Consider the following 14,927-nt stretch of genomic DNA (forward strand, 5'->3'; position numbering starts at 1 on the left):
CTTTTTCTCATAATACTGTTTAAAATTAATAATTATTTTACACTTTTAAACAGTTCGGTTATAGGGGAAGCTTACAATATGAATTCAAAAAATATCTCCCATAGATTTTAATTTTATAAGAGGAATCATGTAGTCTTTTTTAATTAGAAGTCAAAATTGAGCAGGACATGTTTATGTATGAGATTGTGTTAAGTAACTAATTTAGCAAATAGAAACTAGGAAAATAATCTCTTACATATTTAGGAATTAAGTTGCATCAAGTAGGGGTATCAAAATGGTCGCGTTATGTTGGTTTATTCTTCATTTTTGTCTCCACTAGGATAATAAAGTTCAAGTTCATGTTCGAGTTCAGTGACAGTTTCATCTTTAAAATTAATTCTAACGTATATAATAAAAGTACCCCAGCCTGAAGCTTTAAGTTTGAATTTATTTTCTCTTGTATTTATTATTCGTACTGGGTTAGGGAAGGTGTAATGTAAATTATAAATTACATTCTCAATTTTGTTAAGACCACTTTCACTGGAGTCAATCCAAATGCTCCAATCCCAATAATCATCGTCCTTATAGTGATAATCCTGTTTTACCCTATATTCCTCTTTAGACCGGTGTATTTTGACAGTTTTAATTTGCATATTAGTTTTCTTTTTGAAGCTGTACATCCATTAATCCAATAGAGAAAAAACCAGAACTCCAAGTAATACCATTTGGTCCAGTTATCTTAATATCTATTTGAGCCTCTTCGCTAGGAATTTTTCTAACTATAATACCAAGTTCTCGTTGTCTAAGCTTCTCAAGTTTGGTTTCTTCTTCTTCATAAAACTTCCCTTTATAAAGAAATCGATATAAGCACTTGGTATCTCTACTATTAAGGTGTGGTTTAATTTCATCTGTAAAGTCGGAAGGTAAAAGTATAAAGGCTTTATGGGTTAATTTTGATTTTTCCTTACTGATAAATTTAGCAATTTCTAGCATTACCTTCGTTCTGTCATCAAAATCTAATCTTTGCAAATGACCAAGAATTCCATTTTGTGTATTTACTCCGTTTTCTCTAATTTCAAATACAGCTTTATCTAGTCCTAGTGCTAAAGTTAGTTCTTCTATTACCCATCTATGTGTCGAATAATGTCCATTGGCGTCAACAGGCCCTCTCCTAGTCAAAAAACCTATGCAGGCATCACTATTTGATATTCTGTCTTTAACTCCAACTGATAACTGCTCTCCCTGCATGTCTTCTCCTGTTGATACCTCACAGCCTAATTCTTCAATAAATGGAATGATGATCTCACTTATCCAATTATCATTGTCATTATATCCAAAGCCGACAAATACTTTCATATTATTTCGTTTATATTTTTGTTGTCATGTTTTGCGACCTTATTAAAAAATAACTGCTATGATTACAGTAATATTTCTGACATATTAAATATCGCCTTTGTCAATATTCATTCTTAATTTATATAGCCTTTATTTAGTACGTGGCAGTTTTGTTTATAATATTACTGCGGGTTATTTATCGGGATACCTGGTAAATTAAATGGTAAGTTAATTCCAAATGACCAATACGGCGTATCTAGGGTTACATTATAATTAATGCCAAGACTTAAAATATCTTTAAAGGCAGTTAGCATAAAGCCTGCACCAAATTCTGGTGTACCATCTGTATTAAAATCGGGAGTAGACACGGCTAAGCCAAATCCCAAATCAATAAAGTCATTGTATAATTTAGAGTTACGCGAACCAATTTTTAATAATAAAGCAGCTGTAGGTGCATATAAAAAGCGTTTGTCGGTTACAGGTGTGAAGCCTTTTTCATTAAAAGAATCAGCCATAATAATACCAACTACGGTTTCAGAACGCAAGCCTATTAATTGCATGGTCATTTGACGTGATTCGATGGTCTCATTTTTTACAGCCGATGCCTGAATAGTGGGATCAATAGCGGTTTCTTTTTGCGGCAGTCTTAAAACTAAAACAACTTCTAGTTCATCACCTTTCTGTCTTGGTCCTGATCGTAATAATTTAATATAACCCGTACTTGGCAGATCATTTAGGGTGAATTTATCGATTTCGGTACCAATCTCATCATTATCGTTAAATCTATCGTGTTGATTTTTTAGAATGCTTAAGGCTTGTGTGAAGCCATTAATTTCTTTTGAGACTGTATTGTAACAATCAGAGTAAGTTTCGCTTAACATAGAAACCTGGGATTTTATAGTAACAAATGCAGTTGTTGTTTTTTTAAACTTAGCAAAAATAATGTCTATATTATCTACACTTTTCGCTAATGTATTGGTTTGGGTAATAATTTCAAAGGGAGTGTCTATCTTCCAGTCTGCAATGTCCTTAGAAACTATACTTACTAGGGATGTTAAATCATTAATTTCAGTTATCAAAGCCTCTACATCTTCTTTTAATGCGGTTTTTATAGTACTTCTTAAATTTGTGCTATTATTGAAATTTTGAATCTCTGATTTTAGGTTCACTATACAGGAAAGATCTGGTAATTTTGATAACAGAGCAGCTTTAAAACTAGCGAAATATTTTGGGGCCTCTTTATTATAAGCCTCTGCTCTTTTTTGAAGTTCTTGAAGTTGTTTCGATTGTTTTTGTGACAAAGTAGTTACCCAGCGAGGTATACTATAAATTTCTCTTTCATTTATGATATCAAAATTCTCAATATGCACCCGATTTTTTCCTAAGTCGTTATAAACATAAGCAATCATGCTAACTTTAAAAGATTTACCAGTTGCATTGGCAAGATTCTGCTTGATGAGACTTAAATCTTTGTTGAAATTACTTAGAATATAGACTTCTTTTTTTAATCCTGAATTTGGGTTGCTACTTCGTGGTCCGTAATTTACTCTCCATTCTTCAAATAGGGCATTGGCCTGATAACGGAGACCTTCATTGTTAGGGTCTAATAATGATTTGTAAAAGGCGTCTAAGTCTTCGTAAAATGACTTCTTATCGTCCGCATTTAAGGTTTGAAGTTGAAGCCGTTTTAATAAAGTTTCTTGATTTGTTAGGACTTTTTCTAAGGCGTCGATACGTTCTTGAAAATCCAATTGGTCATTAAAATCGGAATGGTTTGAACGTAACTTTTTTATAAGTTCGGACTTAGAAATCTTAATTTCAAGAGAACTGTTAATATCAATAATTTGAGCACTATTAATTTTTACAGTATCTACCCTTTTACTTTCTTTTTCAATAATGGTCAATACTTGTCCATACCCTAAAAAGAGGCTACAAAAAAGAACTAAAAAACTAAGTAAATAACGTTTTCTCATGGTCAATTAGTTTTGTGGTTATCGGTTATCAAATGCTCGCTTTTTCAGCTTCAACGAAAAGACTTTCAAGTCGTGTAAAGTCCATTTCGCCGTTTTTATGGATTCTTGAAAGTGCCTTTCGGTTTGGTCGTGTCAAGCAAAATGTTTTAATTTCTTCGTAAGGGGTACCGTCTTGAATAATTTGAGCTTCTATTAATATAGATTGCAGCTGGGGTTTAAGAACCGTATGGTTTTTTATCCACATAACCCAACGATTCTCGTTAGTAGGTGAGGTGTCTGTGAGTTCATCAGCTAGATTAACACCTTTTTTTATAGATTCAGAATCACCTAAGATGACCATTAAAATCTTATCACTTTGGGTAAGTTCTTGATACATTTGTTGGGCAAGAACATCATCGTTTAATGGGATTTCGGTCGTTTTTAATAGAGGCATGTTTGTATGGTTTTAGCATAAATTATTAATAACTTCAAAAGGAAGTCGCCATTTATAGATTTCAAAGGATTAAGAAGTCTATGTAATTTGCTATTAAAAAGAATACTTAGAGAGATACTAAGTGTATTAAAGATACATATTTTTTTTCAAAAAGTTATTATACTGAAAAAATTTATGCAGTGTTATTATGAAAAGTAATACTTACGTATGATGAGATTTTATTATTTTAAGACTAAACTAATTATGCATTATTTTTCTAGTTGAAAGATGCCGTTCCTTTAATTTATCAGGGTTATGCTCATCTTGAAATCAACGAAGAAACCAATTTTATTGAATTTCCAGCAGTTGAATTACTTGTAGACATATCTTGAAAATAAGTCATTGAATTAACCTCATTTAATATCGCAATCATTTTAACGTTTATTCTAAAAACTAATCAAAATGTGATTTTAAAACACTGTTGGAAGCTGCAACTCCTATGTCATAAAGTTCTTGTCTGTTTTCAGCATTACTCATTTCAATTAGACTTTCTACATCTTTACTATTGAATGTTTTTCCTAAGCCTAATCCATTTAAATCATTTTCGGTAATAGGAAAGTTATATCGTAAATATTTAAGTAGTGCCTTACCTCCTATAAAATCATCCTTTAAAGATTCGATTTCCATGTCAATATATTGCGCTGTTGGTGAGTTAGAAAGCCATTGTAAAAGAATTTGGTTTTGCCAACTGGCATCTTGCATCAACATATCGGGAACATTTGTTGCCCAAGTTTTTAACCAAGCTTCCTCAATTTCACTTGTTTGTTTTTTAAATACACTGTAACCTGTACCTACAGAAACTATGGTTAAATTATCTTCACCCATATCCCATCTAAATGGGAAACCTTTTAAGGTAGCCACCATCAATAAGGTAAGGGCAGGGTTGTTGGCCATACTAACGCCTCCATCTACAAAGGCTGCCCTTTGTCCATCACCAACATCAATCATTTGTGGCGCAAAATAAGTAGGGGCGGCACTGCTAGCTCTTACGGCTTGCCAAAGGGCTATGTTTTTATTCTTACCCATATTGGTATCATAAAATTTCCCTTTTGGATGATTAATAATGGGCCAAACACTATTGGTGTCGGCTCTTTTTGCAACAATACAAAGGCCTGTTTTTATTTCATCACTTTCTAATGTTATGTCTCCAAAAGCACCCTTTAAACTTTGCTCCAATGCTTTGTAATCGTATCCTGCTTTTAAAAATTTCCATGTTTCCAAAGGATTCCAGAAACTTCTTTTTTTACCAAAAATTTTGCCACCTAAGTCCATATAGAGATCTACAATCTCATCAACCGATTTTCCTACAGCTAAAGCAGCGGCAATAATAGAACCTGTGGATGTGCCCCCAATTAAGTCAAAATGGTCACAAAGCAAATAGTCCTTACCATGTTTTTCGCGTAAAATGGTTTCAATTTTTTTTAAATAGCCTAAGGTTAATGCGCCTCTAATTCCCCCACCATCTAAGGAAAGTATGTTTTTAGAGCCAAAATTAGGATCTAGGTGTTCTTGGAATGTTTTTTTCATTTAAGTTTTCATTAACGGGTTTGCAATACATTAATAGCTTCAATTTTTTGTTTTTGTTCTTGGTATGAGCTCATAGCGAAGGTGTCATTTGCGGCTTTAGCCATGTCTTGTGCTTTGTTCTCATACGTGCTCATTTTTTCATTATTTGCTTTGTAATTGTAGGCTTCAGCAATGGTAAGCAGAATCCAAATGGCATCTTGTTTTTCATTAAAATCAGGTTCAAGTTCCAATTTCAGTGCAATTTCTAACACATTATTTCGAATGTAGTCTGCTTTCAACTTAATGTCTTCCCAATCTTTATGTTGTGTTTTAAGTAACTCTGTTTTTTTGTAGAGCATAAAGGCCGCGTTGATGCCATTGTAGTAATCTTGTTTGAGGAGAAACCCTTTTTCATATGAATTAATAGCAGCATCTAAATAGCTGATGTTGTCTGTTAATTCATAAAGTCTTTTGTTTATTGCACCCGTTAAGCCTAGAACCTCAGTGTCTTGACTTTGTTGTGGGTCTAGTTCTTCCATGATAATTTTCGCATTAACCAGGGCTTCTAGTTCATTCGGATTTTTAGATTTGTAAGTACACAACGCCTGTCGTGAAATAATATAGGGTAAGCTGTCTTTCAAAGTCATATTTTCCAAAGCGTATTCTTTAGATTTACTAAATAATTTGAGAGCTGTTATAAAGTCTTTTTTGTTTTTTGCTTCTTCAGCACTTTCGATTAATTCAGAAAAAGACATTTTATTAGATTCGGACGCTTCAATATTTGAAACTGCATTCATTTTTAAGCTGTTATTAAGTTCTTCTTGTAGAAAGGTGAAAACGGGGCTGTCATTTATTCTAGGAGTCTGGTTTAATACACCATCTATAATTTTGGTAAGATGGGCTCTAAATCGCTCTACTTCTTTATATGGGATACCTTCTTCCGAATGTGCATATTGGTGTATCACAAAATGTCCAACATCAAAAGGAATACTTCCCATTTGTTCTTTTTCACAAATCATGATGGTATGATGTGGTTTTAAAGCATGTCTAACACCAAGTTCCCACATGACATTGGCGTTTAGTGTAGAAATATCAACCAAGGCAATATCTGCGTTTTTAATTTCCTGAAGCATGAGCTTATCTATGCTTCCAGAAAGGTTTTTATCGATGGCTCTGTAACATGAAATGCCTAAACTTTCAAACACTGGTTTTATTAAGACGGAATAAGTTTCATCTAAATCTAAAATACGAAGTTTTCCGTTGGCATGACTTGGCTTTTTACCAAACCCGATTATTACAAAACAAGTTAAATCTTCCATGTTTATTGGTTTTGTGGTATTACTTATCCTTTATTAATGATATGTATGCTAAAGCATTGTAAAATAAACGGCTATCCAATTCATTTTTAATGCTGATGTTAGCTCTGTTGTAGGGGGAGAAATTATTTGATTTTACTAATTTAGTAAAAAAAGGTTTACGGTTTATATTGAAAACCTGAATTTTTTAAAATGAATTATCTATTTATTTCAATTTTATAATATGAAATTTGATTATAAGTGAACTTATTGTATTTTTAATACTCTTCCTTGATTGGTAGCTATTTGTTGAACTCTTTTTAGTAATTCTTGTTTTAATACTTTTTGAGATTCCCAAAATAGAATAGGAAAATCTTTTGCGTCGAAATGAATTATTGTTTCTTTTCTAGCCGTGACTATGATAGGTTTTTCAAGGGCATCAGCATAACCTAATTCATAATAGACATTTGGTCTTTCAAAAGTTAAATCTACAATAACGAAAGCGCTGTTCCTTATATTATTCAACATTTCAGGTGTGATTTTTTTAATATCTGTTATTTCGTCCATTCTCTGGCAGTTATATTTTGGAGAAAAGCGATTACAGACAGTTTTAAACGAATCAAAAGCATCTTCTAAATTTGGGTCATCGTTAAAAGACATAATAACAAAAGCATTTTTTGAAAGGTTAATTCTTTCAGCAAGACTTAAAACAGTTTTCGCCAAGTCAATGTCTTCAATAGTAGTTTGAGATAGATCCTCGAAGTCACCAATACTAATGTTACTAGACATTGATTTTTTTAAATTAATTTTCTCTTCTCTATAAATTTCTTTTGATGATCCTCCAAATTTAACAAGAGGTAAAATTGGTTTTTTTGCGATTCTCGCCCAATTAGCAGCCCTTTGAACACCATTAAAACCGCAAACGATTATTACAACGTCTGCTATATCTATTGGTTCTGGAATTCTAAGGTTGGAACCTCCTAACTCCCAATCCTTTAGTTCGGAACTTCTTATTTTACCAAAATTATGGGATGGTTTTTTTCCATCGGCAACGTACCCAATTATCCTGTCTTTAGAATCGTCATTAGTATATTTTAAAGCATTAAAAGCACTTTCTGCCAACACTGCATCAAATTCCGATACACATGCATTAATAAGAGTATGTCCTTGTTTTATTATTTCTTCACCCAAAGTTTTAGTAAAATCAACTGTTTTCGAATATAATTTTGGATCTTCTTTACTATCGTAGAACCCTCCTGCTACTAGAATTTTCATATGTTTAGTTTAATTTTTGTTACCAATTTGTTTTGTCTTTTGAAATAATCCCAATTTACTATGAAATCTTGATTTACTAAATTTGAATTTACATCATTTGCAGATTTAGGATGAAATAGAAACTTAACTTGAGGATGATTATCAAAAAATCTCTTAAAAATTTCTTGGCTTATTTTAGTACCTGCTGAAGTAGAAGAGTTTTCAATAATGTCTATTGAATCTAAATTTTTAGTATCAATAATTCCTATTACTTCTTTATCGCTTCTTAAAGCAAAATCAATTTCTTTTGCAGACCATACAGAATTGATTAAATTTTTGGAAATAAGAACACAAAAAAAAGGTAGCTTTTCTATCGCATTCTTTACTGATTGATTAATGTGGCTATGTTTTAAAATTTCAATCTCTGCTAACCAAGTAAATATATTTTGGTCAATAAGTTTTTTTGATATTTCAATTGCTAATTTAGAATCCTTAAAACTATGAGATAAAAACATGTTTTTATTTTGCACCCGATCCAGTTCTTCAATTAAAATCTGTTCATCTTGTCTATAAATATCCAAAATCGCCTTTTGTTTGATTCGATTTACACTTCCCCATAAAACATCAAGGTTATTTTGTGATGGTAGTGAAGAGAATCTAATGTCACAATTTATTTTTTTTTGAAAATACTTAAGTAGAACATCATCTAATTCTAAATGATTTAAATGTTGAATGTTTAGTTTGTCTAATAAAGTTTTGGAGGTAGTCCATTTGTAGTTCTTCTCGTCATGTAGATAATCTTTTACTTGTGAAATTATTTTATCAGACATTTTCTGCTTAATATTCAGATCCAACTGTTTGAATTTTCATCATTACTTGTTTAATTCTTTTTATTTCTCAGGCACCCAAAACCTCATAAAGTCGTTTAAATGAATCAAGGTAATGTTGACGATGAAGTAGGCCATTAGTGCCACCGTTTATTCTTTTGGTTACCATATGAATATCATCAGCATCAGCGTAAACGTTAATGTTGTTCTTTTTCCAAAACCAGCAGGCAGAAGTAAGTGCTAATTCTGGATCAAGAATCGAATCTGGGTTGTTCACACAGTCAACACCATGATCGTGACCAAATTTTTGATAATTCTCTTTACCAGTAAGCTGTATTAAACCTCGACCTCTAAATTTCCAACCGTCACCACTTTCTTCACTGCCATTTCCCATTCTGTTAGCATAAACCCTATTCGCAATCTTTTCAGGTTTACGTGCATAGTCTCGAGCTATTTCATTTGTTTTAAAATACTTCCCAAAAACATTTCTTAGGCCTTCAGCGGAATAATTTAGATTTTCTTGAGTATACTTAAGACCACCACTTTCATGTGCAAGTTGAGATAGAAAGTGAGCTTTTCTGAGCGGGGTATCTATACCAAAGTTAGGTAACACTGTATCTACATGTGGTAGATAGGTTACTGCTTTTTCCCAGTTCATGTCGGGAATAATTGTCTGCATTTGCTCTGTTGTTACCATAAGTTTTGTTTTTAGTTGTTTTTTTTGATGGCCGCTTAAAGATAACGAAATTTCCCATTATTAAATAGTTTTGTAAGTTTAAATTTCATGAGTGCTTTAAATATAAATCATTGAGGTTTAGGTTAATGATTAACGATGTGTAGGTGTATTTCTATTTAGTTTATAGAAAAGAAGAAAAGAAATACGATTATAAAGCCGATAAAAAAGTTTATATTTAGTAAATAGAATTATTGTATGAAAACAATCCGAATTTTTATAGCTTCTTCATCTGAATTGAAAGAGGACCGAGATCAGTTTCGAATGTTTATTAGTAAGGAAAATGATAGGTTACATACCAAAGGTATCTATTTGGAAATTGTACAATGGGAAAGTTTTCTTGATGCCATATCCGATACTAGACTTCAGGATGAATATAATAATGCTATTAGTACTTGCGATATTGTTCTCTGTCTATTCTTTACAAAAGTAGGTAAGTATTCCTCTGAAGAATTTGATACGGCCTATCAGGTTTTTAAAGACAAAGGGAAACCAAAAATATGGACCTATTTTAAAAATGCACAGATAAATACAGGTTCCATTACCGATGAAATAAATACGCTCTTAACTTTTAAGAAAAAGATTGGAGGCCTTGGACATTTTTATACGGAATACACTAATATTGATAACCTTATAAATCAATACAGATCACAATTAGATAAATATCTTCCTCCATTTGAAACGATTGTAGTTAATCCCCCCAAAACACCTCCCGAAGAACCCATAGAAAATACCTTTAACGATTTACTCACTAAAAAATTAATTCAAGCTATCAAACCTTACGATAGAAAAGCTAACGATTTTTTAGAAACTTATGGGGATTGGGAAACAAATATCGATTTAAAACCAACAGTAAAGCGTATTATTATTGCTGGTTATGTGGGAGTTGTGGGAATTCAACTGCGTAAATTGATGTCGATTGGCGAGGAAGACTTTTTAGATAATAAAATGAAACGGTATTTGGAGAATTGTCAATTAACAGCGGTAAGAGCTTTTCAACTTATTTGTTATGCGCTCATCTCAACTTTATGGGATAATCAGTTAAATAATAAAGTCAAACTTTCAAATGAGCAAAGTACTGTTTTAATTAAATTTTTTAAAAATGCAACAGATGAAAGTATAAATGGTTTTTCGAACTTGTTAAGAGCGCTAATAGAAACTTTTCTTGATAATAAATTAGAACTCCCTATTGCCCAATTGATGGAGCTTTTGCCCAAATTGCAATCTGGTAGTGATTTGTTAAAATCTTGTGATTATTTAACATCAATAACAGAATTGCTGCATGGAGCTTCTTATACCGCAAAAGATTGTACTGATGCCGAAAAAAACCTAGCGATTTTGTTGGAGAACCTAAATTTCTTGGCAGAATATAAAATGATTTCTATAAAGGACATTGATTATAATTTTCAAAGGAATGATGCAGTAGGTTTATATCTGCATCACTATACTTTATTGGAAGGTGATACGCAAGCCAACAATAATAACAGCGGGAAAATTAGAAAGGACACCACGCCAGTATCTTCATATGCGGTTTTATTATTTAAAGAAAACTACCAGCAAAACATAAATATGGTGCCTTTCATTATTGATTATAATGGATTGGCAGATTCTGGTGGATCAAAAATTTGTTTTTATTCCTTTTGCAATACGTTTGATGATATGAACCTTAATTATAATTTTATTGAGGACAATAGTAAAGTAACCATCAAAAAATCGGGTAATTTAAAGCCTGATGATAATGATGTTCGTGCCATTAATGGTTGGTTGTCAAATAAAGAAAATAGGAAGGATATGAATTTTGATAATATGTTTGACTTGTTCTACAAAGCAAAAAAAGCTCTAGTAGGTATTGAAGAAGATACCACAATAGATGAATTTTAAGTTGGTTTTTATTAATAATTGATTGTTATGAAAAAATATCCCTTTAAATTTTTAGACTCTTATAAAAGGGAAGATAGGGGTGTGTTTTTTGGGCGCGACGAAGAGATTAACGCGCTTTACGAAATGGTTTTTCAGTCGTCAATTATTCTTATCTATGGAGCGTCTGGTACTGGTAAAACAAGCTTAATTAATTGTGGGTTAGCTGGTAAGTTCCAACCTCACGATTGGCTAGCTTTGATGATTCGTAGAGGGAGTAACATTAATGAATCTCTAGAAAAAGCACTAAATGAAGCCGGAGGAAAAGTAAAAGATTCAGCTGTTGGAATGGATTGGTTTGATAACTGGACTGATGAATCTGAAAAAAATACAACTCGCTTAAGTCCCATAGGGAAATCTATTAATGCGGTTTATGAAAAGTCGTTTAAACCTATTTATTTAATTTTTGATCAGTTTGAAGAACTTTTTATACTTGGTTCCATTTCAGAACAAGAATTGTTTATCAAAACAGTTCAAGATATTCTACAATCTCAACAACCAGTAAAACTAATTTTTTCTATAAGGGAAGAATACCTTGGGCATTTATCAGGGTTCGAACGGGCTGTACCTCAACTACTACGGAAGAAGTTACGTATAGAACCTATGAATCTTGAAAAAGTAAAACAGGTTATTATAGGTGCTGCAGCGTATAAAGATTCTAATGTTAGTTTGCAATTGGGAGAATCAGATTTGGTTGCCGAGGGGATTTTTGACAAAATAAAAGGAGAAGAAAAATCATTAACCATTCAATTACCATTTCTTCAGGTTTTTTTGGACAAATTTTATCTCAAAATTACAGGCGATGAAAGTCGGACAGCCGACGCCAAGTTTAATATGCAATCCCTTAACGAAATGGGAGAAATTGGCGATGTCTTAATCGATTTCTTGGAAGAGCAAGTTTCTGGAATTTCGAATAAACTTAAAGTAAAACATCCTGTTTTAACACCGGATATGATTTGGAAAATCTTATCACCATTTTCAACATTGGAAGGCACTAAGGATCCTATTAGTAAACAAGATTTGTATGAACGGTTGCCTAATACAGACATAGCTTTAATTGATTATGTAGTAGGGGCTTTCATTAATAGCCGAATACTTCGATATAACGAAAGTAGTGATAGGTTCGAAATTGCACATGATGCCCTTGCTAAACCCATTGCGGAGAAACGTAGTGTTGAAGAAACAGCCCAATTGGAAATAAAACGACTTATAAAAAGTCAGGTAGCTGTAAAAGAGCAGGGGCGGGAATACTTTACCGAAAAGCAATTATTGTTCATTGAACCTTACCTAGAGAAGTATTCTATAAGTGAAGAAGAAAAGGAATGGATTTCTAAAAGTAAGTCTCATGTTACTAAAGAGAAGCTTAAAAATATAGACCAGCAATATGCAGAATTGCAGAAAAAGAGACGAATAAACATACTTTCTTTTACTATTTTGGGACTTTTAATTTTAATAGCTTCCACTGTTTCTTTAGGAATGCTAGCAAGAAAAAAAGGGATTATTGCAGAGCAAGAAAAAGTTAAATCCAAAATTGCTGAAGATAGAACAAAGGAGTTATTAAAATTAGTGTTGCAGGGTAGAGGGGAACAATATAAAAATCAAAACGATAGTTTAATTGTTGAAAGGCTACGGATTGAGCAAACTTACCCGATAGATAGTTTGATTGTTCCAAGAGCATCTGTAAGTGCTTCTAATAAAGGTAGTAATAACCGGAATTTCATGCTTTGGATTGATGTGCCGTCATTCAGAAAGTATGAAATTAAAGAAGTTAATTACAAGCTTTGTAAAGGGTTTGTGGATCGTTTAAGAGTTTCAAATGAACCATCGTCTTCTTTTTCCATAGGGTATCTTGGTTATGGCTATTGTCCCACCGTAGATATTGATGTTGTTCTTAAAACAGGAGATACCATTAGAAAATCGTTTTCATTTGAAGATTTTTTAAATAAAAACCCATTGCACTAATAATACAATCTGTGTTAAATTTTATTATACACTTAGTTCTTAATAAGGTTACTTAACCCTGCATTTTTTAAATAATCTTTCACTGTTAATTTTCTGCTTAAATCAAGCATAGGTACTTCACCAATATCGTTTTGATGAAAATGATAAACCAATACAGTAAGGTTTTTATCAGGCAGAGTTTTGTTTTTTAGGTCATTTGGAAGTGATGGATGGCTGTTTTTTATCAAATCTTGTGCGCCACCTGGTGATAGTCCAACATGACTTAGCGTAACTTCTTTTGAAGCAATTACGAGTGCAAACATTCTAAATTCAGACTCTGTTTCGAAGAAAAGAGATTTAAATATTTCATAATATGAAAATTTGCCGTCTCCTCCCAAGTTTTTCACCCAACGTTTATCACCTTCAATAGGAGAGCCATTTATGTTATATTTCTCTAAACTTGTTGTCATGGCATATCCGTCCAAGTCATAATAATAGTGTAATTTATTCTTATAGCCTGCACTGATAAATAGGTTGCTTATATATGTGTCTAGCTTCCCTAAGGTTGTCAATTCTGGCTTGAATTTATTAAATGTCTCGTTAGTAGAAGGTAAGGGAGCGGGATTGGGGAAAAAATATTGTTTGATTTCAATAGGCACCGCTCCGGACTCAATGCGAGAGAGAACACCACTGGGACCACGTCCTATTTTCCTAAATGGGAATTTTGTTTGCAGTTCGTTATACAAGACTTTACATACTTTAGGATTCAATTCTTCCTTAATAAAAGCATCTTCTCTAACTTTTGCATTGCTATCAATAATATCATTATAAAAACTATCATATGAATCATACAACTGTTCTACATCAAAGGGTGTTAAATCTTTGGTGTACTGGTCTGAGGCCATATATTTAAGTTGAATATATCTAGCAATTAAATCCAGTTTCATATCCAGTTCATAAGTTTGATCGATTGATGAATAGGGTTTCAATACACTATGAGTACGATTTCCGATAATTGATAGGTTTAATGACAAATCATAAAGCGATGCATAATGTAAAAGTCTTCTAAAATCGTATTTTTTAGAACGCTTTGAGGCATAAAATATTTTTTTAAAATCTGGATAAACATCATTGTTAAAGCGTGGAGTGAATTCATTTTTTAAATCCTGAATATTCCTGCCTAATTGGCTATAGGTGTTTCCGTCGAATTTGATGAGGTCATAAAATACATTTTCTTCCCAAATATCATAATTGGTGGATTTATAGTGCTCTATAGCTTTTTTTAAAGTATCATGCCACTCTATTAAAATACTTCTTTGGATAGTATTTGGTGAATTTCTAAAAAGTAATTTCACCTCATTAAAGTATAATAATGAATAGGTGAAATTATAGAGTGTGGCGTTTTTTCTGGTAAAAAGCGAGTCTATTATCGTTTCCAATTCACTTGTTTCAAAAGGGAGTATTTTAGAAAGTCGTTCATCACTTAATTTATCAAAATAATCTTTGGTTAAAGATAAGTTTATAAAAGCTTGAGCAAGAGTCATAGAATCATTCGGGAATACTTGCGGAGATTCTTGCGCATTTAATTGAGATGAACCAATTAAAAAAAAACAATAGGCCATTAATAGTTTGTAAGTTTTCATTCTAAACCAATTAAATTTTAAACAGTAATTATAGTAGTTGTTTCATTATGAA

Annotated in this window: 12 protein-coding genes; 2 read left to right on the forward strand and 10 right to left on the reverse strand. The window is 32.3% G+C overall.

What is annotated here, in order from left to right; translation table 11 throughout:
- Positions 1-293: 293 nt before the first annotated feature.
- From Q5N74_RS16665 to Q5N74_RS16705, 9 genes are all read right to left on the reverse strand, one after another.
- On the reverse strand, positions 294-632 hold the full coding sequence (locus tag Q5N74_RS16665; RefSeq protein ID WP_304390133.1) for a pYEATS domain-containing protein: 339 nt from the start codon (positions 630-632) through the stop codon (positions 294-296).
- Between the two features lies 1 nt (position 633).
- Complete coding sequence (locus Q5N74_RS16670; protein WP_304390134.1) at positions 634-1,335, reverse strand: hypothetical protein; 702 nt, start codon at positions 1,333-1,335, stop codon at positions 634-636.
- A 161-nt stretch (positions 1,336-1,496) separates the two neighbouring features.
- Complete coding sequence (locus Q5N74_RS16675; protein WP_304390135.1) at positions 1,497-3,287, reverse strand: hypothetical protein; 1,791 nt, start codon at positions 3,285-3,287, stop codon at positions 1,497-1,499.
- 28 nt (positions 3,288-3,315) lie between these two features.
- Positions 3,316-3,720 (reverse strand): hypothetical protein, encoded by a 405-nt coding sequence (locus Q5N74_RS16680; protein ID WP_304390136.1) that lies wholly within the window; start codon positions 3,718-3,720, stop codon positions 3,316-3,318.
- Positions 3,721-4,152: 432 nt separating this feature from the next.
- Positions 4,153-5,286: a patatin-like phospholipase family protein gene (locus tag Q5N74_RS16685; RefSeq protein WP_304390137.1), complete on the reverse strand. Its 1,134-nt coding sequence runs from the start codon at positions 5,284-5,286 to the stop codon at positions 4,153-4,155.
- A gap of 11 nt (positions 5,287-5,297) precedes the next feature.
- On the reverse strand, positions 5,298-6,584 hold the full coding sequence (locus Q5N74_RS16690; protein ID WP_304390138.1) for a tetratricopeptide repeat-containing protein: 1,287 nt from the start codon (positions 6,582-6,584) through the stop codon (positions 5,298-5,300).
- Positions 6,585-6,827: 243 nt separating this feature from the next.
- A complete protein-coding gene (locus tag Q5N74_RS16695) occupies positions 6,828-7,835 on the reverse strand; it encodes a hypothetical protein (RefSeq protein ID WP_304390139.1) in 1,008 nt (335 codons plus the stop codon).
- On the reverse strand, positions 7,832-8,644 hold the full coding sequence (locus Q5N74_RS16700; protein ID WP_304390140.1) for a toll/interleukin-1 receptor domain-containing protein: 813 nt from the start codon (positions 8,642-8,644) through the stop codon (positions 7,832-7,834). Before Q5N74_RS16700 ends, Q5N74_RS16695 begins: the two co-directional genes overlap by 4 nt.
- Positions 8,645-8,711: 67 nt before the next feature.
- On the reverse strand, positions 8,712-9,320 hold the full coding sequence (locus Q5N74_RS16705; protein ID WP_304390141.1) for a glycoside hydrolase family 19 protein: 609 nt from the start codon (positions 9,318-9,320) through the stop codon (positions 8,712-8,714).
- 252 nt (positions 9,321-9,572) lie between these two features.
- Here Q5N74_RS16705 and Q5N74_RS16710 point away from each other — a divergent pair, with 252 nt between their 5' ends.
- Both Q5N74_RS16710 and Q5N74_RS16715 read left to right on the forward strand, forming a co-directional pair.
- Positions 9,573-11,255: a hypothetical protein gene (locus tag Q5N74_RS16710; protein WP_304390142.1), complete on the forward strand. Its 1,683-nt coding sequence runs from the start codon at positions 9,573-9,575 to the stop codon at positions 11,253-11,255.
- Positions 11,256-11,282: 27 nt separating this feature from the next.
- The gene (locus Q5N74_RS16715; protein ID WP_304390143.1) at positions 11,283-13,253 is read left to right on the forward strand and encodes an ATP-binding protein; all 1,971 of its coding nucleotides are present in this window, start codon (positions 11,283-11,285) and stop codon (positions 13,251-13,253) included.
- A 32-nt stretch (positions 13,254-13,285) separates the two neighbouring features.
- On the opposite strand, the gene Q5N74_RS16720 is transcribed toward Q5N74_RS16715, so the two are convergent.
- A complete protein-coding gene (locus tag Q5N74_RS16720) occupies positions 13,286-14,875 on the reverse strand; it encodes a hypothetical protein (protein ID WP_304390144.1) in 1,590 nt (529 codons plus the stop codon).
- Positions 14,876-14,927 lie beyond the last annotated feature (52 nt).

Origin of the sequence: Mariniflexile sp. AS56 (assembly GCF_030552475.1) — a bacterium.
Lineage (GTDB): Bacteria > Bacteroidota > Bacteroidia > Flavobacteriales > Flavobacteriaceae > Mariniflexile.

Bases quoted from the DNA above. Each gene is read 5' to 3' on its own strand.
- Q5N74_RS16665 (WP_304390133.1), bottom strand. From the start codon at position 632: ATGCAAATTAAAACTGTCAAAATACACCGGTCTAAAGAGGAATATAGG.
- Q5N74_RS16670 (WP_304390134.1), bottom strand. From the start codon at position 1,335: ATGAAAGTATTTGTCGGCTTTGGATATAATGACAATGATAATTGGATA.
- Q5N74_RS16675 (WP_304390135.1), bottom strand. From the start codon at position 3,287: ATGAGAAAACGTTATTTACTTAGTTTTTTAGTTCTTTTTTGTAGCCTC.
- Q5N74_RS16680 (WP_304390136.1), bottom strand. From the start codon at position 3,720: ATGCCTCTATTAAAAACGACCGAAATCCCATTAAACGATGATGTTCTT.
- Q5N74_RS16685 (WP_304390137.1), bottom strand. From the start codon at position 5,286: ATGAAAAAAACATTCCAAGAACACCTAGATCCTAATTTTGGCTCTAAA.
- Q5N74_RS16690 (WP_304390138.1), bottom strand. From the start codon at position 6,584: ATGGAAGATTTAACTTGTTTTGTAATAATCGGGTTTGGTAAAAAGCCA.
- Q5N74_RS16695 (WP_304390139.1), bottom strand. From the start codon at position 7,835: ATGAAAATTCTAGTAGCAGGAGGGTTCTACGATAGTAAAGAAGATCCA.
- Q5N74_RS16700 (WP_304390140.1), bottom strand. From the start codon at position 8,644: ATGTCTGATAAAATAATTTCACAAGTAAAAGATTATCTACATGACGAG.
- Q5N74_RS16705 (WP_304390141.1), bottom strand. From the start codon at position 9,320: ATGCAGACAATTATTCCCGACATGAACTGGGAAAAAGCAGTAACCTAT.
- Q5N74_RS16710 (WP_304390142.1), top strand. From the start codon at position 9,573: ATGAAAACAATCCGAATTTTTATAGCTTCTTCATCTGAATTGAAAGAG.
- Q5N74_RS16715 (WP_304390143.1), top strand. From the start codon at position 11,283: ATGAAAAAATATCCCTTTAAATTTTTAGACTCTTATAAAAGGGAAGAT.
- Q5N74_RS16720 (WP_304390144.1), bottom strand. From the start codon at position 14,875: ATGAAAACTTACAAACTATTAATGGCCTATTGTTTTTTTTTAATTGGT.